The sequence below is a fragment of the Micromonospora sp. S-DT3-3-22 genome, assembly GCF_015354745.1.
Taxonomy (GTDB): domain Bacteria; phylum Actinomycetota; class Actinomycetes; order Mycobacteriales; family Micromonosporaceae; genus Micromonospora; species Micromonospora wenchangensis.
The window spans coordinates 56,639-82,526 of record NZ_JACGMO010000009.1; the positions used below are offsets into that span (position 1 = coordinate 56,639).

General features: G+C 72.2%; 22 protein-coding genes. 18 read left to right on the forward strand and 4 right to left on the reverse strand.

All coding sequences use genetic code 11. The features are described 5' to 3' along the window. Positions 1-77: 77 nt before the first annotated feature. Positions 78-1,007, forward strand: a complete 930-nt coding sequence (locus H1A17_RS04205) for an LLM class F420-dependent oxidoreductase (protein WP_194821109.1) — start codon at positions 78-80, stop codon at positions 1,005-1,007. A 39-nt stretch (positions 1,008-1,046) separates the two neighbouring features. On the opposite strand, the gene H1A17_RS04210 is transcribed toward H1A17_RS04205, so the two are convergent. Next, complete coding sequence (locus H1A17_RS04210) at positions 1,047-1,403, reverse strand: thrombospondin type 3 repeat-containing protein (RefSeq protein WP_145921208.1); 357 nt, start codon at positions 1,401-1,403, stop codon at positions 1,047-1,049. Between the two features lie 42 nt (positions 1,404-1,445). On the opposite strand from H1A17_RS04210, the gene H1A17_RS04215 reads away from it, so the two are divergent. The 3 genes from H1A17_RS04215 to H1A17_RS04225 all read left to right on the forward strand — a co-directional run bounded on the left by H1A17_RS04215 (position 1,446) and on the right by H1A17_RS04225 (position 4,390). After that, entirely contained in the window at positions 1,446-2,192 is a 747-nt protein-coding gene (locus H1A17_RS04215; RefSeq protein WP_194821110.1) for a hypothetical protein, read from the forward strand. Next, positions 2,189-3,436: an FAD-binding protein gene (locus tag H1A17_RS04220; protein WP_194821111.1), complete on the forward strand. Its 1,248-nt coding sequence runs from the start codon at positions 2,189-2,191 to the stop codon at positions 3,434-3,436. Before H1A17_RS04215 ends, H1A17_RS04220 begins: the two co-directional genes overlap by 4 nt. Before the next feature lie 84 nt (positions 3,437-3,520). Beyond that, on the forward strand, positions 3,521-4,390 hold the full coding sequence (locus H1A17_RS04225; protein WP_145921205.1) for an AraC family transcriptional regulator: 870 nt from the start codon (positions 3,521-3,523) through the stop codon (positions 4,388-4,390). Between the two features lie 82 nt (positions 4,391-4,472). Here H1A17_RS04225 and H1A17_RS04230 read toward each other — a convergent pair whose 3' ends face one another. Then, entirely contained in the window at positions 4,473-5,606 is a 1,134-nt protein-coding gene (locus H1A17_RS04230) for a site-2 protease family protein (RefSeq protein WP_145921204.1), read from the reverse strand. A 492-nt stretch (positions 5,607-6,098) separates the two neighbouring features. Between H1A17_RS04230 and H1A17_RS04235 the strand changes: the two genes are divergently transcribed. The 10 genes from H1A17_RS04235 to H1A17_RS04280 all read left to right on the forward strand — a co-directional run bounded on the left by H1A17_RS04235 (position 6,099) and on the right by H1A17_RS04280 (position 20,100). Next, positions 6,099-7,898 (forward strand): hypothetical protein, encoded by a 1,800-nt coding sequence (locus tag H1A17_RS04235; RefSeq protein ID WP_145921203.1) that lies wholly within the window; start codon positions 6,099-6,101, stop codon positions 7,896-7,898. Beyond that, a complete protein-coding gene (locus H1A17_RS04240) occupies positions 7,888-9,312 on the forward strand; it encodes a hypothetical protein (RefSeq protein WP_194821112.1) in 1,425 nt (474 codons plus the stop codon). The genes H1A17_RS04235 and H1A17_RS04240 overlap by 11 nt, the downstream gene beginning before the upstream one ends. 2 nt (positions 9,313-9,314) lie before the next feature. Further along, entirely contained in the window at positions 9,315-11,741 is a 2,427-nt protein-coding gene (locus H1A17_RS04245) for a hypothetical protein (RefSeq protein ID WP_194821113.1), read from the forward strand. Between the two features lie 38 nt (positions 11,742-11,779). Continuing rightward, entirely contained in the window at positions 11,780-13,462 is a 1,683-nt protein-coding gene (locus tag H1A17_RS04250) for a vWA domain-containing protein (RefSeq protein ID WP_168222549.1), read from the forward strand. A 91-nt stretch (positions 13,463-13,553) separates the two neighbouring features. Continuing rightward, entirely contained in the window at positions 13,554-14,810 is a 1,257-nt protein-coding gene (locus tag H1A17_RS04255; RefSeq protein ID WP_145921199.1) for an ammonium transporter, read from the forward strand. A gap of 34 nt (positions 14,811-14,844) precedes the next feature. Next, positions 14,845-16,929, forward strand: coding sequence for a hypothetical protein (locus H1A17_RS04260; RefSeq protein ID WP_194821114.1), 2,085 nt, complete (start codon positions 14,845-14,847; stop codon positions 16,927-16,929). Positions 16,930-16,937: 8 nt separating this feature from the next. Then, entirely contained in the window at positions 16,938-18,989 is a 2,052-nt protein-coding gene (locus H1A17_RS04265) for a prolyl oligopeptidase family serine peptidase (RefSeq protein ID WP_309236695.1), read from the forward strand. Between the two features lie 3 nt (positions 18,990-18,992). Further along, positions 18,993-19,355: a hypothetical protein gene (locus tag H1A17_RS04270; protein WP_194821115.1), complete on the forward strand. Its 363-nt coding sequence runs from the start codon at positions 18,993-18,995 to the stop codon at positions 19,353-19,355. Between the two features lie 56 nt (positions 19,356-19,411). Continuing rightward, positions 19,412-19,693 carry a hypothetical protein gene (locus tag H1A17_RS04275; protein ID WP_145921196.1) on the forward strand — a complete coding sequence of 94 codons (282 nt, stop codon included), beginning with the start codon at positions 19,412-19,414 and terminating at the stop codon, positions 19,691-19,693. Beyond that, entirely contained in the window at positions 19,690-20,100 is a 411-nt protein-coding gene (locus H1A17_RS04280; protein ID WP_194821116.1) for a hypothetical protein, read from the forward strand. The genes H1A17_RS04275 and H1A17_RS04280 overlap by 4 nt, the downstream gene beginning before the upstream one ends. 162 nt (positions 20,101-20,262) lie before the next feature. Here H1A17_RS04280 and H1A17_RS04285 read toward each other — a convergent pair whose 3' ends face one another. Continuing rightward, complete coding sequence (locus tag H1A17_RS04285; protein ID WP_194821117.1) at positions 20,263-21,108, reverse strand: alpha/beta hydrolase; 846 nt, start codon at positions 21,106-21,108, stop codon at positions 20,263-20,265. A gap of 275 nt (positions 21,109-21,383) precedes the next feature. On the opposite strand from H1A17_RS04285, the gene H1A17_RS04290 reads away from it, so the two are divergent. The 4 genes from H1A17_RS04290 to H1A17_RS04305 are packed head-to-tail and all read left to right on the forward strand — an operon-like array spanning position 21,384 to position 24,927. Further along, entirely contained in the window at positions 21,384-22,316 is a 933-nt protein-coding gene (locus H1A17_RS04290) for an ABC transporter ATP-binding protein (protein WP_145921193.1), read from the forward strand. A 1-nt stretch (position 22,317) separates the two neighbouring features. Next, positions 22,318-23,109: an ABC transporter permease gene (locus H1A17_RS04295; protein WP_145921192.1), complete on the forward strand. Its 792-nt coding sequence runs from the start codon at positions 22,318-22,320 to the stop codon at positions 23,107-23,109. 58 nt (positions 23,110-23,167) lie between these two features. After that, a complete protein-coding gene (locus tag H1A17_RS35275) occupies positions 23,168-24,307 on the forward strand; it encodes a sensor histidine kinase (RefSeq protein WP_145921191.1) in 1,140 nt (379 codons plus the stop codon). After that, positions 24,304-24,927: a response regulator transcription factor gene (locus tag H1A17_RS04305; RefSeq protein WP_088647048.1), complete on the forward strand. Its 624-nt coding sequence runs from the start codon at positions 24,304-24,306 to the stop codon at positions 24,925-24,927. Before H1A17_RS35275 ends, H1A17_RS04305 begins: the two co-directional genes overlap by 4 nt. 34 nt (positions 24,928-24,961) lie before the next feature. Here the strand turns inward: H1A17_RS04305 and H1A17_RS04310 are convergent, their stop codons facing one another. Next, positions 24,962-25,849: a L,D-transpeptidase gene (locus H1A17_RS04310; protein WP_240762341.1), complete on the reverse strand. Its 888-nt coding sequence runs from the start codon at positions 25,847-25,849 to the stop codon at positions 24,962-24,964. Between the last annotated feature and the right edge of the window lie 39 nt (positions 25,850-25,888).

The following is a 25,888-nucleotide window of genomic DNA, read 5'->3' on the forward strand; positions in this document are numbered from 1 at the left end:
CGGCATATTCCTGTCAAGGCATATGCCCGGTCGGCGGGGCCCGCGCGGGTGCCCGCCCGGCTCCCTATGCTCGGGGCATGGAACTGCGGATCTTCACCGAGCCCCAGCAGGGCGCCACCTACGACAAACTGCTCACGGTGGCCCGCGCCGCCGAGGACGCCGGCTACGGCGCGTTCTTCCGCTCCGACCACTACCTGGCGATGGGGTCGTCCACCGGCGAACCCGGCCCCACCGACGCCTGGACCACCCTGGCCGGACTGGCCCGGGACACCTCCCGGATCCGCCTCGGCACGCTGGTCACGGCGGCCACCTTCCGGCTGCCCGGCCCGCTGGCGATCACCGTCGCCCAGGTCGACCAGATGAGCGGCGGCCGGGTCGAGCTGGGCATCGGCGCCGGCTGGTTCGCCGACGAACACACCGCCTACGGCATCCCGTTCCCGTCGGTGGGGGAGCGCTTCGACCGGCTGGAGGAGCAACTCGCCGTCATCACCGGACTGTGGGAGACCCCGGCCGGCGAACGGTTCGACTTCGCCGGGAAGCACTACCCGGTCGACAACTCCCCGGCACTGCCCAAGCCGGTGCAGCAGCCCCGCCCGCCGATCCTGCTCGGCGGCAAGGGCCCCAAGCGCACCCCGCGCCTGGCCGCCCGCTACGCCGACGAGTTCAACCTGCCCTTCGTCTCGATCGACGAGACGGTCGCCCAGTTCGGCCGGGTCCGCGCGGCCTGCGCCGAGATGGGCCGCGACCCGGGCACCCTGCGCTGGTCCAACGCGTTGGTGCTCTGCTGCGGCCGGGACGACGCCGAGGTCGCCCGCCGGGCCGCCGTCATCGGTCGGGAACCGGCCGAGCTGCGGGAGAACGGCCTCGCCGGCACCCCCGCCGAGGTGGTCGACAAGCTCGGCCGCTACGCCGAGGCCGGCAGCGAGCGGACCTACCTCCAGGTGCTCGACCTGGCCGACCTGGACCACCTGGAACTCGTCGCCGCCGAGGTGATGCCCCAGCTGTGACACCGGCGGCCACCCGCCGGTGTCGGGCGGCCGGGACGGTCAGCGGTGGCGGGCGCCCGGCTCGCGCAGCACCGTGTCCAACCGGCCGTCCCGGTCGCTGTCCAGGTAGGTGATGTCCGGTACGCCGTCACCGTCCAGGTCGAACTGGACCACGTCGGCGATCCCGTCACCGTCCAGGTCGGTCACCACCTGCGTCGAGCCGTCCAGGTGGTGGGTGACGATCGAGTGCGCCCCGCTCTGCGCCACCCGGGGCGTCGACGCCGTCGTCGGTCCCGGCCGGTCCGGGTACGCCGACGGCGGGGCGCTCGCCGGCTCCAGGCCGACCCCGGTCGGGTCGATCTCCTCCTCGGACGGGTAGACGTCGCCGTGCAGGATCGGGTCGCGGTAGCTGCTCATCGCGCCATGGTTCCCCGTGGACGCCGCCGACAACCGTGCCGGATGATGCACCGGACCGCGCTCATCGACGGGGGAGACGACGTGGAGCTGCACCGGGAACCGGGCCGGCAGGTGCTGCCGGCGGTGTGCGTACTGGCCGGGACGGTGCTGCTGGCCACCGGCGGCGGGCCGCTACGGACGGCCACCGCGCTCGGCGGCGTCGCGCTGGGCGGGGTGGGGCTGGCCAACACCCTGCGACCGTTCCGGTTCGTCATCGACGCCGACGGGCTGACCGTGCGCCGACGGGGGCTGCACCGCCGGCTGCGCTGGGCCGAACTGGCCCTGGTCGTGCTGGACCGCCCCACACCGGGCACCGGCGGGCTGCGGCTGCTCGGCGTACCCGCCGACGCCGCCGTCGGGTTGCCCGCCGACGCCCGGGTCGACGGCCGGCCGGCGACCGAACTGCTCGACCTGGGCCACGTGCGGGAGAACCCGGACGAGATCGCGGCGGCCCTGGCCCGGTACGCCGGCCAGCGGTTCCGCGACGACCGGGGCGCCACGGCCGGTTCCGTCGCCGACTTCACCGTCAGACTGCGCGGGTACAGTTCCGACGTGGTCGACACACTGGTGGGACACGCCCGCGCGGCACTCGACTCGGACGACCCGGCGCGGCGCCGGGCGGCCCGCGACGAACTGGCCGCCGCCAGGGCGGCGGGCCTGCCGGTCGCCCTGCGCGGCTACGACGTACGGCAGGTCGACGAGGCGTTGGACGCCCTGCACGCGGCGCTGACCGAGGGCGGCGACGCGTGAGCGGGGCGCCCCGGCACAACTGGGCCGGCAACGTCCACTACGCCGCCCGTGCCTTCCACCGGCCGACCACCCTCGACGAGCTGCGCCGGCTGGTCGCCGGCAGCGACCGGGTACGGGCGGTCGGCAGCGGCCACTCGTTCAACCGGATCGGCGACACCACCGGCGACCTGGTCTCGCTGGCCGGGTTGCCGCCCACCGTCGAGGTCGACCGGGAACGCGGCACCGTCACCGTCGCCGCCGGCCTGCGCTACGGGGACGTGGCGACCCGGCTGCACGAGCAGGGGCTGGCCCTGGCCAACCTCGCCTCGCTGCCGCACATCTCGGTGGCCGGCGCGGTCGCCACCGGCACCCACGGCTCCGGCGACGGCAACCGCAACCTGGCCGCCGCCGTGGCCGGCCTGGAACTGGTCACCGCCGACGGGGACGTGCTCACCGTGGACCGGTCCGCCGGTGACCGGTTCGCCGGCATGGTGGTGTCGCTCGGCGCGCTGGGCGTGGTCACCCGGGTCACCCTGGACGTGCTGCCCACCTTCACCGTCCGCCAGTACGTCCGCGAGGGCCTGCCCGTCGGCGCGCTGGACGCGGCGCTCGCCTCGGCGTACAGCGTCAGCGGTTTCACCACCTGGCGCTCGACGGACATCGACCAGGTCTGGCGCAAGCAGCTCGCCGACGCCCCGCCGCCGGAGCCGGACTGGCTCGGCACCACCCCGGCCGGGCGGCCGGCGCACCCGGTGCCCGGGATGGACCCGGTCAGCTGCACCCCGCAGTTCGGCGAGCCCGGTCCGTGGCACGAGCGGCTGCCGCACTTCCGGCTCGGCTTCCTGCCGAGCAGCGGCGACGAACTCCAGTCCGAGTACCACCTGCCCCGGTCGGCCGGGGCCGGGGCGCTCGCCGCGCTGGCCGGGATGCGGGAGCGGATCGCGCCCGTGTTGCAGATCTGCGAGCTGCGCACCGTCGCCGCCGACGAGCTGTGGCTCAGCCCCAACCAGGGCCGCGACACGCTGGCCGTGCACTTCACCTGGGTCGACGACGCGGCGGCGGTGCAGCCGGTGCTGGCCGAGGTCGAGGCCCGGCTCGCCCCGTTCGACCCCCGGCCGCACTGGGGCAAGGTCTTCACCCTCGACCCGGCCGTGGTCGCCGCCGCCTTCCCCCGGTACGCCGACTTCGCCGCCCTGCTCACCGAGCTGGACCCGGCCGGGGTGTTCCGCACCGACCTGCTGGACCACTACTTCCCCCGCGCCTGACCACCCGACCGCAGCGGGCACCGGAAGTCGGGTCAGGCCGGTTCCGGCTGCCTAGCGTGGATCAGGCACGCGGAAGGAGATCAGGTGCTGGACCGGCTGAACGAGGCCCTGGCGTACGTGGAACGGCACCTCGACGGACCGATCGAGGTGGCCGACCTGGCGCGGATCACCCTCACCTCGGAGTACCACTTCCGGCGGATGTTCTCGGCGCTGGCCGGAATGCCGCTGTCGGAGTACGTCCGCAGGCGGCGGCTCACCGTCGCGGCGGCCGAGGTGCTGGCGGGTGAGCGGACGTTGCTCGACGTCGCGGTCCGCCACGGATACGGCTCGACCGAGGCGTTCACCCGGGCGTTCCGGGCGATGCACGGCATCGGGCCGGGTGAGGCGCGGCGTACGGGGGCCGTACTGCACTCCCAGCAGCGGTTGTCCTTCCGGCTCGTGGTCGAAGGAAGCGGCAGCATGCGGTACCGGGTGGTGGAGAAGCCGGCGTTCCGGCTGGTGGGTCGGCGCGCCCGGGTGCCCCTGGTGCACGAGGGGATGAACCCGGCGATCGTGGCGTTCGTCAGGGGCATTCCGGCGGAGACGACGGCCCGGATCGAGGCCCTGTCCGACCAGGAGCCGGCGGGCATCGTCAACGTCAGCGACCTGCCCGGCGAGGACCGCTCCGAGGGCGTCGAGCTGGACTACTGGTACGGCGCGGTGACCGGCGCGGACGTGCCGGACGACCTGGAGGCGCTCGACGTGCCGGCGGGGGCCTGGGCGGTCTTCGCGACCTCCGGGGAGTTCCCGGCGGCCGTGCAGCACCTGTGGCGGGACGTGTTCACCCAGTGGTTCCCGTCGAACCCCTACCGCAGCCGGCCGGGTCCGGAGATCTCCAGTGTCCGCATCGCGGCCGGTGGCACCCACGCCGACGCCGAACTGTGGATCCCGGTGGAGCGGGCCGGCACTGCCTGATCGACACCGTTGTCGGCGATGTTGCGGGGTCCGCGTGCTGCGGATACCGCAACATCGGCCCAGTTGCGGTCCTGCCCGGCCGTCAGCCGGCGGGGTGGGGGCGCAGGGTGCTGCGTTGGACGGCGCGGCTGATGTCGCTGGGGGAGACGATGCCGACGAGCTGGTCGCCGGTCACCACCAGGGCACGGCCGTCGGAGCACTCGCTGAGCCGGGGGAGCAGGTCGTTGAGCTGTTCCTCCGGCCGGGCCAGCACCAGGTCGTCGGCCCGGCAGGCCACCTCGGCCAGCGTGGTGGCGGCCCGCCGGTCGGGCGGGACGCCGCGTACCCGGTCCAGGGTGACCAGGCCGACGGGCCGGCCGTCCTCGGTCAACGGCAGCGCCGTGTGCCGGTAGGCGAACAGGTAGTGGTCGACGAAGTCGGCGACGGTCATCTCCGCCGATGCGGTCTGCGGCTGCGGGGTCATCACCTCACCGACCCGGACGCCGGTCAGCGCGCTGCCCAGCCGGGCCTGGCGCTCCTCCATCCCGGCCGCGCCGATCAGGAACCAGCCGATCAGCGCCAGCCACAGCCCGCCCGGCCCGTACCCGGCCAGGAACTGCCAGATGCCCAGGCCGATCAGCAGCACGCCGAGTACCCAGCCGGCGCGGGCGGCCACCACCGACGCCCTGGCCCGGTCGCCGGTGGCCTTCCACACGGCGGCGCGCAGCAGCCGGCCCCCGTCGAGCGGGGCGGCCGGCAGGATGTTGAACACCGCCAGCAGCACGTTGATCCCGGCCAGCCAGGACACCGAGCCGAGCAGCAGCCCCTCCTGCCCGGCCAGCGCCAGCAGCACCGCGATCGCCCCGAAGAACACCCCGAGGATCAGGCTGACCAGCGGGCCGACCCCGGAGATACGCAGCTCCGCGCCCGGGTCGGAGGGCTCGCCGCGCAGCTCCGCGACGCCGCCGAACAGCCACAGCGTGATCCCCTCCACCTGGAGGCCGTTGCGTTTCGCCACCACCGCGTGCGACACCTCGTGGGCCAGCAGGCCGACGAAGAAGACCACCGCCGCCGCCAGCCCGGCCAGCAGGTACGCCCAACCGGGCCGGTCGGGGTACGAGCGGGGGAACTGGTTGGCCGACAGCACCCACGCGATCAGCACGAAGATGACCAGGACGCTCCAGTTGACCCCGACGGGTACCCCCGCGATCCGGCCAAGCCGGAAACTCGCCCTCATGGTGCCCGCCTACCCTTGGATGGTCTTTCCATACCAGGATCGCCTGCCATTCTTTGTAAATTCTCCGTTACGGCCGACCGTGGCATTTGTGGGTCGTCGCCTGCGCCGGCCGATGCGGTCACTGCCGGTCGGGATAGGTGTTTCGGCAGGCCCCGGATCATTTGCGTCCCGCCGGGGGACAATGCGGGCCGCTCGCGGCGATGATCGCTTTCGCCTCATGGGGGCGAGCGTTACCAGCAGTCTGATTGCCGACTGAATTGGTTGCGCCATAGTGGACGAAAGTGCGCTACAACATCTCTCACACCTGGCCGATCGGGCACCCGCGTTACTCGTCAGAACGGCAGTCACGCGACCGAACGGAGGTCGATCGAGTATTGACCCGGTAAACAACTACACACGCCCTACCGATGTGGGTCGCATGCACAAGCGTGATGACATGGTCCCCCGCTTTCGCGACGGCATTGGCGGGCTGACAGGGCTGAAGGGTCGACGATGACGGGAGAGCACGGCTTCGACGCCGACAGGTGTGAAGTCTGCCGATGGCCACGGTCTGCGGAGAACCGCTGCGCGACGTGTGGCTGGGATTCCGGCCGCGACGACACGAGGCTGCGTGGGGCGGCGCGGCACCGCTGGGACCTGCTGGCGGCCCGCCGGGCCCTCGGGGTGGGGTTCCTCGCCGGGGGCGAGCACCACGACCTTCTTCGGGCTGGCCCGCCCGACGACCACGAACCCGAGCGGGCCGGTGCGGAGGTCGGGGACGCGGGGGCGGCCGTCGCGCAGCGGCCCGGCCTGGTGGTCGCCGCACCGGGCAGCACCGTCGCACTGCTCGGACTGGGGCCGGACGGTATAGACATCGTCGAGATGGTTCCCGACGAGGGGGGCCTGTTCGCGGCCGGCGATCGGCAGCAGTGGCCGTGGGCCAAGCTGCTGACGAGCGTGGACTGCGATGCCACGCAGCTTCGATTCCACGTCGCGGGCGGGATCGGCCCGGGTGACGTGGATCCGGTGGCACTGGCCCGTGAGGTCTGGACCAACCTTCCCATGACGTCGCTCGCCGGTCGCTCGATGCTGTTCGTGCTGCCTGAACCGGACTGGGCGCTCACCGTCTGGACGGTGCAGCTCTACTGCCGGAACCGTTCCGCGACGGTCTGGCGCGGTGTGGGCGTCGAGGAAACCGTGCGCAGGCTGTCCCGTACGCGTCCGCTCGACCGGCCCTACCACCTCGTCCTCGCCGATGCCGATGCCGACGGTGTGAGCCGGCTGGTTCCGGTGCTCGCCTTTCCGTCGGGCACGGTGCCGCCAGCGGTCGCCGTGGTGCCGGTCGCGGTGCCGCCCGGGATTCGTGGTCCGCTGGCCCTGCCGGTGATGCTCTGCCAGGACAGCCACGGCGAAGGTCAGCGGGACGTCCGTGAGTGGCTTCCGGTCCGGATCGGCTCCGCTGAGCTGCCGGCGGGTGGTACCGACATGGTCACGATGCGGTTGAGCAGTTCCGGAACGCTCAGCATCGACCGGTTCGGCGACGAACATCGTGGCTGGCCCGAACTGCTCGCCGCGGTCGGTGCCGGCAGCCCTCGGACCGATCTGGTACTCGCCATCGACATCAGCGGGGCGGAGGCGGCGGAGCGGCTCGTGCTCGGCCGTGCCGTCCTCGGTGAGCTGACCGATGCGTCCTCCGGAAGTCAGCCGGCCCCGGGATCACTGCGGGTCGTGCTCGTGGGTTACGGGCAGCACGACGTGCGGCACCCGCGCGATGCCGAGGTGCCCCTGGTCGAGAAGGCGTTCGATTCGGCTGCCGACGCACAGATGGAGCTGGGATTCTGGAAGGCCCTGCCGAACCGTGACGACGTCGCGGCCGGTGTCGAACACGCCCTCGTCGCGGTCTCGAAGGTGATCTGGCGGCCGACGGCGCGGCGGGTGGCCGTGTTCGTCGGCGGCAAGCCCCCCTATCCGGTGGCCCAGGACCCTTTCGACCCCGCTCTGCCCTGCCCCCAGCGGCTCGACTGGCGGGACTACGCCGACCAACTCCGTAACGACGGGGTGTCGATCGTGGTGGTGCAGAAACCTCCCGGCTGGCGGCACCGCGGTCGGATCCGCAGTGCGATCGAACGGCGGGCTGACGCCTGGCGGGAACTCGGCGTGCAGGGGAGGTACGGCTACGACGTGCCGCCGAGCTCCCTGGCAAGGGCGATCGCGCTGCTCGGCTCTCCGTCTGTACCGGACCTACCACCGTTCGCGCGGCCCTGCCCCAGCATGCCCAGCACGCTCACCGAGGGAGGCGACGATGCACTCTGATCCGCAGGATGACGACGTCCAGGGAAGCGGTCTTCCCCCGCGTGAACCGGTGTCGCCGACCCGCCCCCAGCCGTTGGATCCACTCGACTGGCGGCTGCCGAACCAGCCTGCCTGGTCGCCGTCACCGACGTCCGATGACGACGCGCCCCACGGTTCGGGGACACATCCGGGTCCCGAGACGGTGACCGGTCCACCGCGCACCTCGGCCCGGGGCGACCGGAGGGAGGCACGCGGTGATGCAGCCGGCGAGCCTGGGGGTTCGGTGGAGCACACCGCCCCGGCTGCTCCGCAAGCACAGCAGATCCCGGTCGCGCAACCCGCATCCGCGGTGCCGGACGCGCGCCAGTCCGAGAACATGGCGCTGCGTTTTCGCCGCCGGTCTCCCGGAGAATCGCCGACGTCCCGGCCGCCGAGCAGGTCGATCGCGTCGACGTCCAGGTCGGAGCCGCCGGTCCGGGTCGGAATCTGGGGGGCGGCGGGCGGCGGGAAGACGACCTTCCTCGCTGCACTGCCACTGGCGGTCCTGAGCGCGCCGGACGAGAACGGCAGCTGGACCATCAACGGCGCCACCGAGGAAGCGTCGGAATTCCTGCTCGAAATGACCCAGCTTCTGGATCACGAGAAGCGGTTCCCGCAGAGTTCGCAGCTCGGCATGCCGTTGAGCTGGTATATCGCCGGCGAGCCCCGGCCCCGACCTGCGCAGCGCCGGGGGTGGGGCCTCCTGCCGGGCGACCGGCGGACCGGCGACCAGTCGGAGATCGAGTTCGTCCTCGATCTGCAGGACATGCCCGGTGGGTGGTTCGTGCTGGACCGGAAGCAGGACGAGGAGATCAAGGAGACAGTCCTCAGCAAGCTCGCCGACGCCGACGGCCTGCTGTACCTGTTCGACCCGGTACGTGACGTCACGAAGGAGGAGGACGAGCAGGGCAACTTCCGCTACTTCCAGAGTGTCCTGGAACATTTGATGACCCGTCTGCGCAGGGACGGAAAGCTGGTGAGGAACCGTCTGCCGCATCACGTCGCGGTCTGTGTCACCAAGTTCGACCACCCGGCGCTCTTCAACGCGGCTCTGAGGTCCGACTGGGCCAGCACCCACCCCGTCACCAACCAGCCCTACATTCCCGACAGGGACGCCAGCAAGTTCTTCGGCTGGCTCTGCGAGCAGACCGCAGGCAGCGGGGCGGACCGGGTCCGCCGTGCGCTGGAGCAGTACTTCCTCGCCGACCGGGTGGCGTACTTCGTCTGTTCCGCGATCGGATTCCGGCTCGACGAACACGGTGCCTTCGACCCCAGCGACTACGCCAACGTCGTCACGGTCGACAACGAACCTCGTATCCGGGACCGGGTTCGTCCGATCAACATCCTGGAACCTGTGGTCGCGTTGGAACGGCGAATCCGGACCGGCAAGTGGTGATCATGAGCGTCGATCCGGCGCCCGGTCAGCCGCTGAGGTGGGCGTTGCACAGCAAGCATCCCGACCGCTTCGACGACTACGCGGTGATCGCCGATTCGAGCGGCGGACGCGAGCGCAGGGAACTGGGGCGACTGATCCGTCAGTCACTGCCCGGAGCGCCTCAGGTCACTGCCTCCGGAGCAGGTGGCCTGCCCTGGGTCACGTTCGCCGGCAGCGGGGGACACCTCGACGCGCGGGAGCGTCTGGGCATCTCGCTGGTCGACTGGGAACCCACCGGCGCGCGGGACAGATCCGGTCGACCCATCGCGGCCACCCGGTACTTCGACATCCCGTTCATCGGGACCGAGACCGCACCCGGATACCGGGAACTGTATGCGGCGGTGGTCGCCGTGGCCCTGCCCGCCAGCTGTTCCCTCGCACCGGCGCTGCCCCCGGCGAATCTCGACCACCTGGCCGAGGACATCGACGGCCTGGGGTTCGAGTGGGTCGCGAGCCTCGCTGCGCTCCTGCTGCACATGCCCGTCATGATCACGGCGGAGGAGTTCCCCGCACTCGACGACCGTATCCGCTGCCTGGACGCGGTCGCCGCGCTGCTCCCGCGCGGCTTCCGGGCCGACCTGGTCGTCGGGACCTGGACACCGAACATGGATACCCATCAGATCCGGTTGGCGTTCGCCGATCGGGTGAAAGAGGGGCAACACCAGGTCGGTTGGCAGGTGCAGCCAGACCTGTCCACCCTGTCCGGGCCCGCGCCGGCGTACCTTACGCAGTTGCTGAGGCTCCGTCAGCGCACGAGCACCCGTGGCGTCGTCGACCGTCTCTGGCGGAGATCCACCCCGTTGCCGTCGGGTGCGGACGGTGCGACGATCGCGCTGCGCTACCTCCACGAGGAAGACCGTCCGTACCACACGATGGTCCGCTACCGCGAGGGATCCGCGGGCCCGGGCGAGGCCCGGACGGCCCTGGAGGAGACCCCGTCGGCCCTGCTCGAGCCGGAGGTACGGGGAGAGTTGCTCCGTCGCCTCGCGGTGGAGGCCACCGACGCGGATCTCGTCCTGCTGGATCGGTTGTGGTGCCCGGAGACGGTGCCGGTGCTGACCGGCCTTGTCGGCGACGTTCCCACCGAACTGGTCGAGCGGTACGCCGTGCTCGTCGAGCGGCACCACGAGTCCGCCAGGTTCTGGCAGGGAATCATCGAGGCGGCCAGCCCCGACACCTCCCCGGGGGACCGTGCCCGGCTGGCCCGGTTCCTCGCCGGGCTGCCCGTGCCGGTCGACGAGTCCGGCCTACGTGGGGCGCTGCACGCGAATCCGGCGTTCTGCGTCGACCTCGTGGCAGCGGCCGTGGACGCCGGACCGGTGTGCTTCGTTCCCTGGCTGCGCTGGTTGACCGTGGCCGGTCCCTCGCCCAAGTGGCTCGCGCCGTTCGCGGCGGCATGCCGGCCGGATGTCCCGTTGGTCCCCGGCGACGTGGTGGCCTTGGCCGAATGGGGGCAGCGGATGGTCGTCGCGGTGCTGACGGTGGCCCGGGACGCGGGGACGATACCGGTGGTGCTCCCCGGCCTTTGGCCGGACCTCGCCCGGATCGACCCCGGTCCGGTACGGCGGGCGGGCGTGGCGGCGTTGGCCGGGCTGCCGACCCAGCCGGCCCGGACCGAGGCACTGATCGACCTGCTGTTGGCGGTCTGGGAGGAACTGCCCGCCGCAGCCGGCCCGGTCGACCCCGTGGAGTACGCCCTCGCGGTCAGCAACCAACTCGCTGCCTGGTTGGCGCCGCCGCGCCGTCGTGTCGTCGTGCTGCGGCTCATCCACGGGTTGACGAACCCGCCGCCGAAGTCGGAGGGCATCACCCGGGCGGTGGCGCTGACCGAGCGGCTGCTCTCTGAGCAGATCTACCAGGATCTTCCCAGCGCCCTGTTGCCGGCGGTCGAGGCGGCCCCGGAGACGTTGCGCCTGTTACCGGCGCTACTGCAGCAACTCCTGCTGCAGATGTCGGCCCCGCTGCGCATGCGCCGGCTGCTGGACCGGCTGACCGGTGCCGTGGCGAACGGCATTGACGAGCACGAGGTCATCGAGTTGTGGGCGGAGGGCGTCCACCTCGGGTGCCGGCCCGAGGACGTGCTGTGGGCTATCCACCGCTGGCCGGACGCGGCGCACCCGGCCCAACTCTTCGCGGTGGTCGAAGGGCTGCTGCACCGCCTCCTGGCCACCGGCCACCAGGCTGTCGTTCCCGCTGTTCAGGCAGCCCACGAGGCGATCCTCGCCGGCGCACTCGGTGACCAGATGGCCACCGACTACCGGGCCTACCTGACCTCGGTCGGTCGCCCGCTGCACCTGCACTCGACCGCGGTCAACCGGGCGCTGGTTCAGGCCGGGAAGGGGCGACCGTTGGTACGGCTCTGGCGGTACCGGCGTAGGCGACGGCAATGACCGGACCGTACGGGGTGGATCGAGCAGGAGGCGGAGCGATGAATGGCGAGGTTCGTTGGGCGACCCGGACGGTGGTGCTGCTCGGTGTGGTCGTCGCGGTGCTGGGAGGGGGTTTCGCCGGACCGGCGATGGCCGGGCCCTCGTCCCGTGAGGAGGTCTACCAGACGCTGGGTGTCGACGAGGTCGCTGCCGAGTACGTCGTTCTCATCGACACCTCCGCATCGATGCAGCAGGGCGCTGATCGGTACCGGGCGGTCCGTGACGGCCTACGCGGCTTCCTCGCCGCGCTGAGCGCGAACGACACGGTGGCCCTGGTCACCTTCGACGAGATCGCCTCGGTCCGGTTCCACGGGCCCGCCGGCCGGAATCCGGATCAGCTTCTCGCCCGTCTCCCGCCACGTGCCGATGGCACCCACACCGACATCGGTCGCGCGGTCGAGACAGCGGTACGGCTGGTGGGGCGGTCGACGGCGCCGGTCGCGACGATCGTCATGTTCACCGACGGCGCCCACGACCCGGCACCGAACAGCCCGTATCCCTTCGCCGAGGGGGCCAGTTGGACGGCCCTGGCCCGTACGGCTGCCACGTTCAAGCAGGAGCAGGTGCTGGCGTACGGGTTTCCGCTGCGCGGCGACGCGGGTGTCCAGTCGTTGCGTACGGTCCTGCCCGATGCCCGTACGTTGCCGGTGTCCTCGATCGGGGTGCTGGCTCGTGAGCTGGAGGTGCCGAAGCAGGCCATCCGGGCGGCGAAGGCCCGCACGTTGGTCGGCCCGGACACCGCTCGGGGGGTGGTCGTCCAGTGGCCGACCGACGTGGACCGGCTCGGCTCCGGCGCGAACCGGGTCGACCTGTCCGTTCGCTCCACCACCCGGCAGGTCCCCCTGGTCCTGAAGGATCTGGAGCTCACCGTCGACGACCCGCGGGTCCGTATCCGGGTGAGCGGAGATCCGCTGCCCCTGGCACCGGGGCAGGAACGGTCGGTTCCGGTGGAGATCCGGTGGGACCCGGGTGGTCGCGGCGTCATGCCACTGGACCGGCGCGATCTCACCGCCCTGGTGACGGCGCGGGCGAGCGTCGACTCACCCTGGACCGAGGTGTTGCGGCGGGACCTCGGCATCGCTTTCGAGCCTGGTGTGGAGGCGGCGCCGCAGCAGATCGGTGGAACCGCCGAGCGGGGTGACCCGGTGCCCTGGCTGCTCGCTCTGGCACTGCTGGGGATCATCGCGGTGGCCGTCGTGCTCCGTCGCCGACACGCGGATCGTCCCCGGCTGTTCGGCACGCTGCGAGCGACCTCGCTCGTCGACGGACACACCATCGGGGAACTCCGGTTGGCCGGGCGGCAGATGACGATCAGCCCGGAGACTCTCAACGTCGAAGGCAGCGGATCGGTGTCGGGTTCGGCGACCCCGACCGGGACGGTGCTTCGTGTCGGCTACCACCCGAGCGCCGATCCGAGTCGCCTGACCTGGGCCGACTGCCTACCGGACCATCCGGTCATCATCAACGGCGTCCGGTTCGAGTGGTCGGTGGGGGAGTCCGACCGGCGTCTCACGCCGGCTGGCGGACCCGGTCGGGGCCGCGGGCTCCGTCCGCGTGGAGCGGCTGCCGACAACGTCTCGACCACGGCCGCCCGCCTGCCGGACAGCCCTCGGCAGGCTCGGAACCGCCTCCACCGGAGCAGCCCTCTACCGAATCAGGAACACCGGAAACAGCGTCCGTGACCTGAGCCGGGCGAACGACGTACGTCAGTCACGCCCGTACCCGGATGCGCTTGCACAGCCGATCCCAACCGCTCGAAACCGTGAGGGTGACATGAAGTTCGATCCCACCTCGATAGACCCTGGTGCGACAGCCTGGGTGTTGGTCAGTGCCGCTCTGGTGCTGTTGATGACCCCTGCGCTGGCGCTCTTCTACGGCGGTCTGGTGCGGGCCAAGCACGTGCTGGCCATGATGATGCAGTGTTTCCTGGCCATGGGGCTGGTGGGCATCACCTGGGTGCTGGTGTCGTACTCCCTGGCGTTCGGCGAAGGCAACGGATTCCACGGCGGGTTCGACTTCGTCGGCCTCGCGCGGATGGACGAGGTGGTGCCGGGGTTCACCGGTGACGATGCGATGACCATCCCGCCGCTGGCCTTCGTCAGTTTCCAACTGATGTTCGCCATCATCACTGCTGCTCTGATAACGGGTGCCACGGCTGACCGGTGGCGGTTGGCGTCGTTCATTCCGTTCATCGTGCTCTGGACCATCCTGGTCTACGGGCCGGTCGCACACTGGGTGTTCTCACCCTTCGGCTGGGCGGAGAATCTCGCCATCGGTGGACACCGGGGGGCGCTGGACTTCGCCGGTGGCACCGTCGTACACGCCAACGCCGGGGCGGCGGGTCTGGCCATGGCCCTGGTGCTCGGGAGGCGGCGGATCTCGCCGGGTGACGACGTCCGCCCGCACAACATGCCTTTCGTGCTGCTGGGCACCGCGCTGCTCTGGTTCGGTTGGCTCGGTTTCAACGCCGGGTCCGCCCTGCGTCCCGACGGCATCGCCACGTACGCGTTCATCAACACCACGATCGCCGCCGGGTCCGCCATGCTGGTGTGGGCGTTGATCGAGCGGATCAAGCTCGGCAACACCACCACCCTCGGTGCTGCGTCCGGCATCGTGGCCGGCCTGGTGGCGATCACGCCGTGCGCCGGCTACGTCACCCCGGTCGGATCCATCGCCGTCGGGGCACTCGCCGCGGTCGGCTGCGGTCTGGCCGTGCTCAACCGCAGCCGGCGGTGGGACGACGCGCTCGACGTGGTCGGTCTGCACCTGGTCGGTGGGGTGATCGGGTCACTGGCGGTCGGCCTGTTCGCCTCGTCGGAGGTCAACCCGGGCGGTACCGACGGTCTGTTCTACGGCGGGGGCTTCGCCCAACTGCTGCTGCAGACCATCACCATCCTGGCGGTGGTCGGCTACTCCTTCGTGGTGACCTACGTGCTGGGTCGGCTGGTGGGGCGAGGCCGGGTGCTGCCGTCGGATGAGGAGCTCGGTCTCGACCTGTCCCAACACGGTGAGGAGGCGTACCGGCTGTGATCAGGGCAGCGTTCCGACGCGAAGGCGGACCCCGGTGAGCGAGAGCCTAGCCGGTGAGGTTGTGGTGCTGCGGGCCGAGCTTCGGCAACTGTTGGACCGGGCCGAACGATGGCTTGACGGGATCGTCGGGTCCGGCATCCACTTCGAGGACAGTCGACGTTCGGCTCTGACCGAGAGCCTGCACGGCGTGCGCGCTCTGCGGACCCGTGCCGTGTCGAACCTGCTCACCGTGGCGTTCCTGGGGCAGTTCTCCTCGGGCAAGAGCTTTCTGATCGGGGGCCTCCAGGAGCGACTCGAACACCTCCAGGTCGCCGCCGGCGACGGGCTGACCGCCGAGCAGTACCTCGGCCTGCTCCATTCGGCCGCCCAACCGGTCAACGCCTGCCCGGCGGTGGTCGTACCGGTCGAGGCCGGGGCCGTCGGCGGTCCGGACAGCACGGTCAGTCGGCCGGGAGAGGCGTTCTACCGGGTCCGCTTCGTGGAGAGTTCGGCCTGGGAGGACCTCGGCTGGTCACCCGCTCCGGCGGTGGTGGCCGCCTACACCACCCAGGATTCGCACACCGTCGTCCGTGGCCGGGAACCGGCCCACCGCGGCCTCACCGTCGCCGAGGTGGAGGTCCTGCTTCCCGACGCGGCGCTCCCCGCGAAGCTCTACGAGCTACCCGGCATGAACTCGGTGTACGCGGTCCACGACCAGATCGCGAACGACGCGTGGATGAACGCCGACTGCTTCGTGTACGTCAGCCAGGCCACACACACCCTGACCCGGCAGGAGGCCGAACTGATCGGCCGGCTGTACCGGCAGCACGCGAGCACGGGTCGGCCGGTGATCTGGGCACTTACCGGCATCGACCGGGCGGCCTCGGTGGACTTCGACGGGGAGCCTCAGTGGAAGGCTGCCGTCGCGGCGAACAACGCCTATCTCACCGAGAACTTCCCGCCACCGGCCGGCGGGGTCGACACCTTCCTGGGGGAGGGGTTCGTCGCCGTCTCGCCCGCCTGGGAGGCGAAGGGGCGGTGGCACCTCACCCGGGGCGAGGTCGGCGAGGGCCGAGGGCTGATCGCCGCCAGTCGGATGGACACGCTGCGCCGGTCACTGCGGAATCTCATCGAGGCCAACACCGGCCGTAGTCATCTCGCGGCCGTGGCCGTCGAAGCCCGCGGGTTGCTGCTCTCACACCAGCGGATGCTCATCGAGATCTTGGAGTACGCGCGGACCCCGCTGGATCAGCTGTCCACCGAGCTGGCCGGCCTGCACGCTCGGCTGGAGACGCTCAGGGCGGCCATCAGCGTCACCCGGGAGCGCCTCGAAGTGGCGCTCAACCAGCATGTCCGGGTCACCGACCGCCGATTCGACGGGCTCGCCGAACTACTCCGGATGAAGCTGGCCGACGACATCGCCGCTGCCGACCTGGCAGACGAGGAGACGGTCAACCGGCTGGAGGCGCGCAAGGCCCAGGTGATCCAGGAGTGGGTCACCCGGGGCCCGCAGCAGGTTTGGGAGAAGCGGTTCCAGGAGTTCTCCGACGACGTCCTGGGTGCCGTCCGGCTGGCGTTGAACGACACCCGGGGTGCGAATCTGGGGCCGGACACCGCCCGACTGGACATCGCGGACCTGTCGGTGACCCCCTCCGCGCGTTACCGACCGACCCAGCAGGACTGGCTGCAGCATGCTGCCGGGGTGGTCAGTCTCTCCACCCCGGTCCTGACCGTGCTGGCGACACTGGTCGGTGCTGGGACGGCGGTGGCCGTGCTCCCCGCAGGTGTCGCCGTGGTGGCCGGGGTCCTCTACACCTATCTCGCCCGGAACCGGAAGCGCTCGGCCGAGCTTCACCAGCTACGGCAGCGGTGGTTGGAGGACCTGGACACCGCCGCCGACGAATACCGGGAGTCCTTCGTCGCCCTGGCCCACCTGTGCGGCACCGCGATGATCGGCCGGGCGATGGAGATCCTCACCGAGCGGACCGAGGAGATCGTCCAGCAGATCGTGCTCGTGCAGGGGCGTCTGGAGGAGCCGGGGCTCACGGACCTCAGCGGCCTGGTCGCCGGTCTCGACCCACAGGTGCGGGCCGGGGCGGAGATCCTCGAGGGACTCCGTGGGTTGACCGGTCGGGAATAGTGGAAGGGGTGACGCTGATCGATGAGGGTGACGACCCGTACCGCTGGTTGGAGGAGCTGGACGCGGAGCCGGCCGCCGCCTGGGTCCGGGAGCGCAACGCGGCGACCGTCGCGGCGCTGACCGGCGACGACGCGTTCGTCGAGGTGCAGGCCGAGATCCGGCAGGTGCTCGACGCCGACGACCGCATCCCGTACCCGGGCTGGCGCGGCGACGGGTACTACTACGACTACTGGCGGGACGCGGCGCATCCCCGGGGGCTGTGGCGGCGTACCACGCCGGCGGAGTACCGGCGGCCCGAGCCGGCCTGGGACGTGCTGCTCGACCTGGACGCGCTGGCCGCCGCCGAGGACGAGAACTGGGTCTGGGACGGGGTGACGGTGCTGCGGCCCGGTCACCGCCGCTGCCTGGTCAGCCTGTCGCGGGGCGGCAAGGACGCGGTGGTGGTCCGCGAGTACGACCTCGACACGCGCGGCTTCGTGCCCGACGGGTTCACCCTCGCCGAGGCCAAGAGCGACGTCACCTGGATCGACGCCGACCGGATCTACGTCGGCACCGACCTAGGCCCCGGCTCGCTGACCGTTTCCGGCTACCCGAGGGTGGTCCGCCGGTGGCGGCGGGGCACCCCGGTGAGCGAGGCCGAGATCGTCTACGAGGGGCAGGCCGGGGACGTCTCCGCGTACGCCTCGCACGATCCGACACCCGGGTACGAACGGGACTTCGTCGGCCGCAGCCTGGACTTCTACCGGACCCGCAGTTTCCTGCTGACCCCCGACGGCGACAAGGTCCCGGTCCCGGTGCCGGAGGACGCCCAGTGGGACGTGCACCGGCAGTGGCTGCTGGTCCGGTTGCGTACCCCGTGGGAGGTCGCCGGGGTCACCCACCCGGCGGGGGCGCTGCTGGCGACCCGGTTCGACGACTTCCTCGCCGGGGGCCGCGACCTCACCGTGCTGTTCGAGCCCGACGAGCGGACCGCGCTGAGCTACCACGTCTGGACCCGGCACCACCTGATCCTGGCCACCCTGGTCGACGTACGGCGGCGGTTGGAGGTGCTGACCCCCGACGGGCCGGGGGATTCCGGCGGGTCGGGCTGGCGGCGGACGCCGCTGGCCGGGGTGTCGGCCGACGACGACACCTGGATCGTGGACACCGACCCGGACCTCGGCGACGACTACCTGATCGCCTCCACCGGCTATCTGCGGCCGGCGACGCTGCGGCTGGGCCGCATCGGCGGCCCCGTCGAGACCCTGAAGCGGGAGCCGGCGTACTTCGACGCCACCGGGCTGACCGTGCGCCAGTTCTTCGCCACCTCGGCCGACGGGACCCGGGTGCCCTACTCGGTGGTCGGCGACCCGACGGCGTCCGCCGGGCCCACCCTGCTCACCGGGTACGGCGGCTACGAGATCTCGCTGACGCCGCACTACGACGGGGTGCTCGGCCGGGGCTGGCTGGCCCGGGGCGGCACCTACGTGGTGGCGAACATCCGGGGCGGCGGCGAGTACGGGCCGCGCTGGCACCGGGCGGCGCTGCGCGAGAACCGCCCCCGGGCGTACGAGGACTTCGCCGCCGTGGCCACCGACCTGGTGACCCGGGGGATCACCACCCCGGGACAGCTCGGCATCGAGGGCGGCAGCAACGGCGGGCTGCTGATGGGGGCGATGCTGACCCGCTATCCGGCGCTGGTCGGGGCGGTGGTGGCGCACGTGCCGTTGCTGGACATGCGGCGCTACCACCTGCTGCTCGCCGGGGCCTCCTGGACGGCCGAGTACGGCGACCCGGACGACCCGGCCGACTGGGCGTTCCTGCGGGGGTACTCGCCGTACCACAACGTGCGGCCCGGGGTGACGTACCCGCCGGTCCTGTTCGTCACCTCGACCCGCGACGACCGGGTGCACCCGGCGCACGCCCGCAAGATGGCCGCGCTGCTGGGCGAGTACGGCTACGACGTGTCGTACTACGAGAACGTCGAGGGCGGGCACGGGGCGGCGAGCAACAACGAGCAGCGGGCGTTCCTGTCGGCGTTGACGGTGCGCTTTCTGTGGCGGCGCTTGGGCGATCGGTGACCGGTGCCGGTCGAGGGCCTCACCGACGCGGCACGGGAAGCCCTCGCGTCGGTGATGCGCCTCGTCCGCCGGAAGGCGGCAGAGCACCGCACGCTGCGGGCCGCGCTCGCCGCCGAGCCCGCGTCTGGCGGGGGCGACGACCGGACCGTCGCGGTGCGCCGGGCACTTGTCGATGCCGCCGACCGTGATCCCGACTTCGACCAGGAGCTACGCCGCCGCTGGGCGACCTTCCACCAGACGACCGTACGGGCCGACGCGGTGACCAACACGGTGTCCGGCCAGGTCACCGGCCCGGTGGTGCAGGCGCGCGACATCTCCGGCGGGGTTCACGTGGGGTGGCCCGCACAGCAGCACCCCCGGCGGTGACGGCGCGTAATGACGTGATGGGCCGATCGTCAGTATGCAGCAGTTATGCTGAGAGTATGACTCGCCGTATCACGATCAGCTTGCCCGACGACGTGGCCGCCTACGTCGAACGCACCCAGGGCAACACGTCCGGTTTCATCGCGGGAGTCCTCCGTCGGAAGATGCGGGCGGACGACCTCCGGGCGCGCTGGGCGCAGCTCGGTTACGTCGTCACCGACGACGACGTGGAGTCGACGAGGAGTCGTCTGGCAGCTCTGCCGCCGATCAGTGACGAGCAGCATGCCCGGAATCTCGAATGGCTCCGCCAGTTCGACGAGGACGGCAGCGCCGCGGCGTGAACGGCCTGGTCCTCGACACCTCTGCGCTGCTCGCTTACGCCTCGGGAACCAGTGTCGAGCCCGGTGCCATGCTCACCCTCGCCGAGGAGGACCCGGAGCAGCAGCTGTGGGTGCCCGCGCTCTGCCTCGGGCAGGCGCAGCTCGAACTGGCGGGTACCGCCTCCGCCGCCCTGCTCGACCTGCTGTTCACCGAGGAACGTGACATTCAGGTGGCCGTCTACGACGCCGCCACGAGCCGGCGGGTGGCGCGGCTGGCGGCGCGTGCGCAGGTTTCATTGGACGCCGCGCACGCCGTCACCACCGCTGTCCTCTACCGCTGCTATCTGGTCACCCGGGATCCGAAGGCCCTGACGCCGGCGCTGCCCCCGGGAATGGAGATCCTCGACATCAGCGAGACCTGGGACTGACGTTCCCGGAAAAGTGTTCGCTGACCGGCCCGACCACGACAGCGAGCGGTTGTCGGCGGTGACGGTGCGTGCCGGGCTGCCCGGCGGGTAGGCCGGCACGGTCGAACGGTCAGTCAGGCTCGGCCTACGCTCGTGTAGCTCGTCCGCCGGGGCGGCCCCGGCTCAGCGGCGGGACGGGCCGCCCGCCGTCGCCGGCGCCTGCGCCATGCGTACCGCCCAGTCCAGGGCGTAGTCGGCGACCGCCTCCCAGCCGGGCTCACCCACCGTGAAGTGGGAGCGGCCGGGGAACTCGTGGTACGCGGTGACCGCCCGGGACTTCTGGTAGAGCCCGGCGTTCGCCTTCACCAGTGACGGCGGGGCCACGTGGTCCTCGCCACCGGCGATCAGCAGCAGCGGCGGGCGGTCGTCGCGGCCGGTGTCGACGGTCGCGGCGGAGTGCGGGTCGAGGTTGGCGAACGCCCCCTCGAACAGCACGTGCCCGGCGGCCGGGACGGCGTAGCGCCGCCAGGCCCGGTCGGAGTCGTCCGGCTGGAGGGTGTTGCCGAAGGCGTACCGGAACTCGTCCGGGCTGATCTGCACCCCCCGGTGCCGGTTGACCGGGCTGCGCAGCACCGGGTACGACGCCCGCAGCGTGCTGATCGGCAGCCGGAGCACCCCCTTGACCGGGGCGGACGCGACCGCCACGACGGCCGCGCCGAGCCCCCGGTCGGCAAGCACCTGGGCGACCAGCCCGCCGAACGAGTGGCCGATCACGATCGGTGCGCCGGGCAGCTCACGGATCACCGCCGCGTAGTGGTCGATGATCTGGCGCAGGGTGGTGCCGGCGATCGTCCCTGGGTCGGCGCGCAGCGCGGTCACCTCCCGGTCGAAGCCCGGCCAGGCGGGGGCGAGCACCCGGAACCCGCGTGCCGCGTACCGCTCGGCCCAGCCTTCCCAACTGCGTGGTGTCATCCACAGCCCGTGCACGAGCACCACCGTGTCGACCCGCCCGTCCGACGCGTTCCCCATGCCGTCCTCCCCGACCTCGCCCCGACCGCGGCGGCATACCCACCTTCCACGGCCCGATGCCCCGCGCCGGGGGCCTGCCTGTCGGCGGGAGTGGGCGTGGGCCGGCGGACACAGGTCGCTGGGGACCGCTATTCCTGTCAGTCATAAATATGCCCAGCAGGCATACGACTCCCGCGCGGAACGGACACCGGGTGCGACACCGCTGACATTTGTCACGGGTGGAAGGTGACGGGCGGGCCGGGGAGGGGCGGCCCGGCGGACGCACGCTCGGTGGCATGAGAAGTGAGTGTCCGGCCGTCGAGTTGAGCGGCCTGCGGAAGAGCTTCGGGCCGGTGACCGCCGTCGACGGGCTCGACCTGACCATCCACCCGGGCGAGGTGGTGGCGTTCCTCGGCCCCAACGGGGCCGGCAAGACCACCACGATCGACATGCTGCTCGGCCTGGCCCGCCCCGACGCCGGGGAGGTCCGGCTGCTGGGCGGCACCCCCGCCGAGGCCGTCCGCCACGGCCGGGTCGCCGCCGTCATGCAGAGCGGCGGCCTGCTCAAGGATCTCACCGTCGCCGAGACGGTACGGATGACCGCGTCCTTCTTCGGCCGGACCCGGCCGGTCACCGAGGTGCTGACCCGGGCCGGGATCGCCGACCTGGCCGACCGGCTCGTCGGGAAGTGCTCCGGGGGCCAGCAGCAGCGGCTGCGGTTCGCGCTGGCCCTGCTCTCCGACCCGGAGGTGATGGTCCTCGACGAGCCGACCACCGGCATGGACGTCGAGGGGCGACGCGACTTCTGGCAGGCGATCCGGGCCGACGCCCGGTCCGGCCGCACCGTCATCTTCGCCACCCACTACCTCGACGAGGCCGACGCGTACGCCGACCGGATCGTGCTGGTCCGGCAGGGCCGGGTGGTCGCCGACGGCACCACCGCCGAGATCAAGAACCTGGCCGCCGGCCGGATCGTCCGGGCCACCCTGCCCGACGCCGACCAGTCCGGCCTGGCCGCGCTCCCCGGCGTGGAGGCCGTCGAGGTACGCGGCGACGCCGTGCTGATCCGTACCGGCGACTCGGACGCCGTCGCCCGGCACCTGCTCACCCGCACCGCGGCCCGGGACCTGGAGATCACCTCCCGCAACCTGGAGGACGCCTTCCTGGCCCTGACCGCCACCGAAGCCGTCCTGCCCGAAGTCACCCCCACCGCGACCGTTGGAGCCTGAGATGACCACCTCCGCCCTGACCACCCCCACCGCGGACCGCCGGCCGCCGGCCCTCGGCGGGTTCTCCCCGGCGGTGCTGCTGATCGAGATGCGCCGGGTGCTGCGCAACCGCCGGACCCTGCTGTTCACCATGGTCATGCCGGCGGTGTTCTTCCTGCTGTTCGGGCTGCCGCAGCGGGGCGAGACACTGCCCAACGGCCGGCAGGTGCTCGCCTGGATCATGGTCAGCCTCGCCGTCTACGGTGCGATGGTCGCCACCACCAGCGCGGGCGCGGCGGTCGCCACGGAACGTGCCCTGGGCTGGAGCCGTCAGCTCCGGCTCACCCCGCTGCACCCGGCCGCGTACGTCGCCACGAAGGTCGCCACCGCGATGGTGCTCGGGCTGGTCGCGGTGGTGATCGAGTTCGCGGTCGGGGCCGCCGCCGGGGTCCGGCTGCCGGTGTCCGTCTGGTTGCTGTCCGGGGCGGCGGCCTGGCTCGGCTCGCTGGTCTTCGCCGCGCTGGGGCTGCTCATCGGCTACCTCGGCCCGGCCGAGAACGTCATGCAGTTCATGGGGCCGGTGCTCGCCCTGCTCGCCATGTTCGGCGGCCTGTTCCTGCCGGTGGAGATGCTGCCCGACGTGATGCAGCGGATCGCCCAGTTCACCCCCGTGTGGGGGGTGGGTCAACTGGCCCGTGCCCCGCTGACCGGTGACCCGGTGACCGTCGGGGTGCTCGTCAACGTGCTCGGCTGGACGGCGGGCTTCGCCCTCGGCGCGGCCCGGCTGTTCCGCCGCGACACCCAGCGGGTCTGAGCCGTGGCCCGGCACCGGCGGGCCCGGACACCGGCCGGCGGAGACTAGCGTGGATCCGATGGACCTTCCGTTCGACCGGCCGTCGCCGGTGACCCGCCGCTGGCGGATCACCGGCTGGCTGCTCGCCGGGGTCTGGCTGTTCTTCCTCAACATCCCGCTGTTCACCGCCGTGCACCAGGCACAACCCTGGCGGCGGGCGGTGGGGGTGGGCACCCTGGTCGTCTTCGGCGTGCTCTACGTGCTGATCTTCCAGTGGGCGCGTGGCCTGCGCCAGGCGCACCGGCCGATCCCGGTCGGCCGGGCGCGGGCGTCCGTGGGGCTGCTGCTCGGGCTCGGCCTGGCCGGTATCCCCGGCACCGCGGGGGACTGGCTGACCACCCTGGTCTTCGTCGCGGCGGCGGCGGTGTTCCTGCTGCCCCCGGTGGACGCCCTGGTGGTGGTCGTGCTGTGCGCGGTGGCCCCACCGGTCGCCGCCGCGCTGGTGCCCGGCTGGGAGGCGGAGAGCACCGTCGTCTTCGCGGTGCTGCTCGCCTCGTTCGCCATGTTCGGGGTGAGCCGGCTGGCGCAGCGCAACGGCGAACTGCGGGCCGCCCAGGCCGAGATCCGCCGGCTCGCGGTCGCCGAGGAACGCGCCCGCACCGCCCGCGACCTGCACGACATTCTCGGGCACTCGCTGACCGTGGTGGCCGTCAAGGCGGAGCTGGCCGGGCGGCTGCTGGAGCTGGACCCGGCCCGTGCCGGCACCGAGATCGCCGACGTCGAGCGGCTGGCCCGGCAGGCGCTGGCCGACGTACGGCGTACCGTCGGGGCGTACCGGGAGATCAGCCTGAGTGGCGAGTTGGCCGGCGCCCGGACGGCGCTGGCGGCGGCGGGCATCGTCGGTGACCTGCCGGACGACCTGCCGACGCTGCCGGCGGCGCGGGAGGAACTGTTCGGCTGGGCGGTCCGGGAGGGAGTGACCAACGTGGTGCGGCACAGCGGCGCGCGGCGGTGTGTGATCCGGGTCCACCCGGACCGGGTGGAGATCGCCGACGACGGGCGCGGGCCGGCCGGGCCGCAGCCGGCCGGCGACGGCGGGCACGGGCTGCTCGGCCTGCGGGAACGCGGCCGGCGGCTCGACGGCACCGTGACGGTCGGCCGGCGGCCGGACGGCACCGGCTTCCTGCTGCGGGTCACCGTGCCGGTGGAGCGGCGGTGAGCGACCCGATCCGGCTGCTGCTCGCCGACGACCAGGCGTTGGTCCGGGGCGCGCTCGCCGCGCTGCTGTCCCTCGAACCGGATCTCGACGTGGTGGCCGAGGTGGGTCGGGGTGACGAGGTGGTGGACGCGGCCCGCCGCACCGGCCCGGACGTGGCGCTGCTCGACGTGGAGATGCCGGGGCTGGACGGGATCGCCGCGACCGCCGCGCTGCGGGCCGCGCTGCCCGGTTGCCGGGTGCTGGTGGTCACCACCTTCGGTCGGCCCGGCTACCTGCGGCGGGCGATGGAGGCCGGGGCGGGCGGCTTCGTGGTCAAGGACACCCCGGCCCGGCAGCTCGCCGACGCGGTCCGCCGGGTGCACGCCGGGCTGCGGGTGGTCGACCCGGCGCTGGCGGCGGAGACCCTCGCGGCGGGGACGAGCCCGTTGACCGAACGGGAGACGGCGGTGCTGCGGGCGGCCCGGGGCGGTGGCACGGTGGCCGATCTGGCGGCGGCGCTGCACCTGTCCGAGGGCACGGTCCGCAACCACCTGTCGGCGGCGATCGGCAAGACCGGCGCCCGTAACCGGGCCACCGCCGTCCGGCTCGCCGAACAGAACGGCTGGCTGCTCGGCGACTGAGCCCCGCCGGGGCCGGGTGGCGGTGGCGGCCGGCTCAGGAGGTGGTCAGGGCGTCGACGACGACCAGTTCGGTGCCGGGGCGTACCTCGTCGAGGAGGGTCTGCTGGGCGGTGCGGGTCAGCCGGATGCAGCCGTTGGTGACGTCCTCGCCGAGGGTGTCGTCGTCCTGCCAGGTGTGCAGGCCGATGTGCGCGCCCCGCAGCCCGGTGGGCACCGCCTCCGGGTCGTCGGGGACCGCGCCGAGGGCGAAGACGTCCACCCCGCCGTAGACCGGTTCGGGAGGTGGCGTGGTGCCGAGGATGAAGGTGCGGCCGAGGGGGGTCTCCTGGCCGGCCTGGCCGAGGCTGACCGGCCAGGTGTGCACCGGTTGGCCGTGCCGGTACCAGGTGAGCTGGTGGGTGCGCCGCTGCACCACGATCTGGTCCCGCAGGACGACCGGACTCCAGCCCCCCTCGGGCAGCCAGGCCAGTCGACGGCTCGCCGAGGGCAGCAGGACCGCCGTCCAGCCGGTGCGCCGCTGCACCACCGGCATGGTCAGCTCAACCCCGCTGATGGTGGGGGCGAGCAGGGCGCGGGGGCGTCCGCCCGGTGCGTCGTACGCGGCGATGTTGCGGGTCGGGGTGACGCCCTCGGTCAACGGGGTGACGTCGAGCGGGTGCGGGTCGGCCGGGAAACCGGCGGGGGCCGGGTCGTAGTCGATCACGGGCAGCCCGGGTGGGGCCGGTGCGGCGGGCGGCACGGTCTCGTCCTCGTGCGGGACGGCCACGGTCGGTGGCGGGGTCGCCGCCCGACGGGTCGGGGTGGGTGCGTCGTAGCGCAGCGCCGCACCGACGAGCAGGGCCAGCACCAGCAGCGCCGGTACGCCGACGACGGCGACGAGCGGCCCCCGCCCCCACCGTTCGATCATCCGGTCAAAAGCCACGAAAACACTCTAAGGGGTAGGTAGCTCCACCCGGCGCGA

Coding starts and splice junctions, on each gene's coding strand:
- H1A17_RS04205 (WP_194821109.1), top strand. CDS start 78: ATGGAACTGCGGATCTTCACCGAGCCCCAGCAGGGCGCCACCTACGAC.
- H1A17_RS04210 (WP_145921208.1), bottom strand. CDS start 1,403: ATGAGCAGCTACCGCGACCCGATCCTGCACGGCGACGTCTACCCGTCC.
- H1A17_RS04215 (WP_194821110.1), top strand. CDS start 1,446: ATGATGCACCGGACCGCGCTCATCGACGGGGGAGACGACGTGGAGCTG.
- H1A17_RS04230 (WP_145921204.1), bottom strand. CDS start 5,606: ATGAGGGCGAGTTTCCGGCTTGGCCGGATCGCGGGGGTACCCGTCGGG.
- H1A17_RS04235 (WP_145921203.1), top strand. CDS start 6,099: ATGACGGGAGAGCACGGCTTCGACGCCGACAGGTGTGAAGTCTGCCGA.
- H1A17_RS04240 (WP_194821112.1), top strand. CDS start 7,888: ATGCACTCTGATCCGCAGGATGACGACGTCCAGGGAAGCGGTCTTCCC.
- H1A17_RS04245 (WP_194821113.1), top strand. CDS start 9,315: ATGAGCGTCGATCCGGCGCCCGGTCAGCCGCTGAGGTGGGCGTTGCAC.
- H1A17_RS04250 (WP_168222549.1), top strand. CDS start 11,780: ATGAATGGCGAGGTTCGTTGGGCGACCCGGACGGTGGTGCTGCTCGGT.
- H1A17_RS04255 (WP_145921199.1), top strand. CDS start 13,554: ATGAAGTTCGATCCCACCTCGATAGACCCTGGTGCGACAGCCTGGGTG.
- H1A17_RS04275 (WP_145921196.1), top strand. CDS start 19,412: ATGACTCGCCGTATCACGATCAGCTTGCCCGACGACGTGGCCGCCTAC.
- H1A17_RS04285 (WP_194821117.1), bottom strand. CDS start 21,108: ATGGGGAACGCGTCGGACGGGCGGGTCGACACGGTGGTGCTCGTGCAC.
- H1A17_RS04290 (WP_145921193.1), top strand. CDS start 21,384: ATGAGAAGTGAGTGTCCGGCCGTCGAGTTGAGCGGCCTGCGGAAGAGC.
- H1A17_RS04295 (WP_145921192.1), top strand. CDS start 22,318: ATGACCACCTCCGCCCTGACCACCCCCACCGCGGACCGCCGGCCGCCG.
- H1A17_RS35275 (WP_145921191.1), top strand. CDS start 23,168: ATGGACCTTCCGTTCGACCGGCCGTCGCCGGTGACCCGCCGCTGGCGG.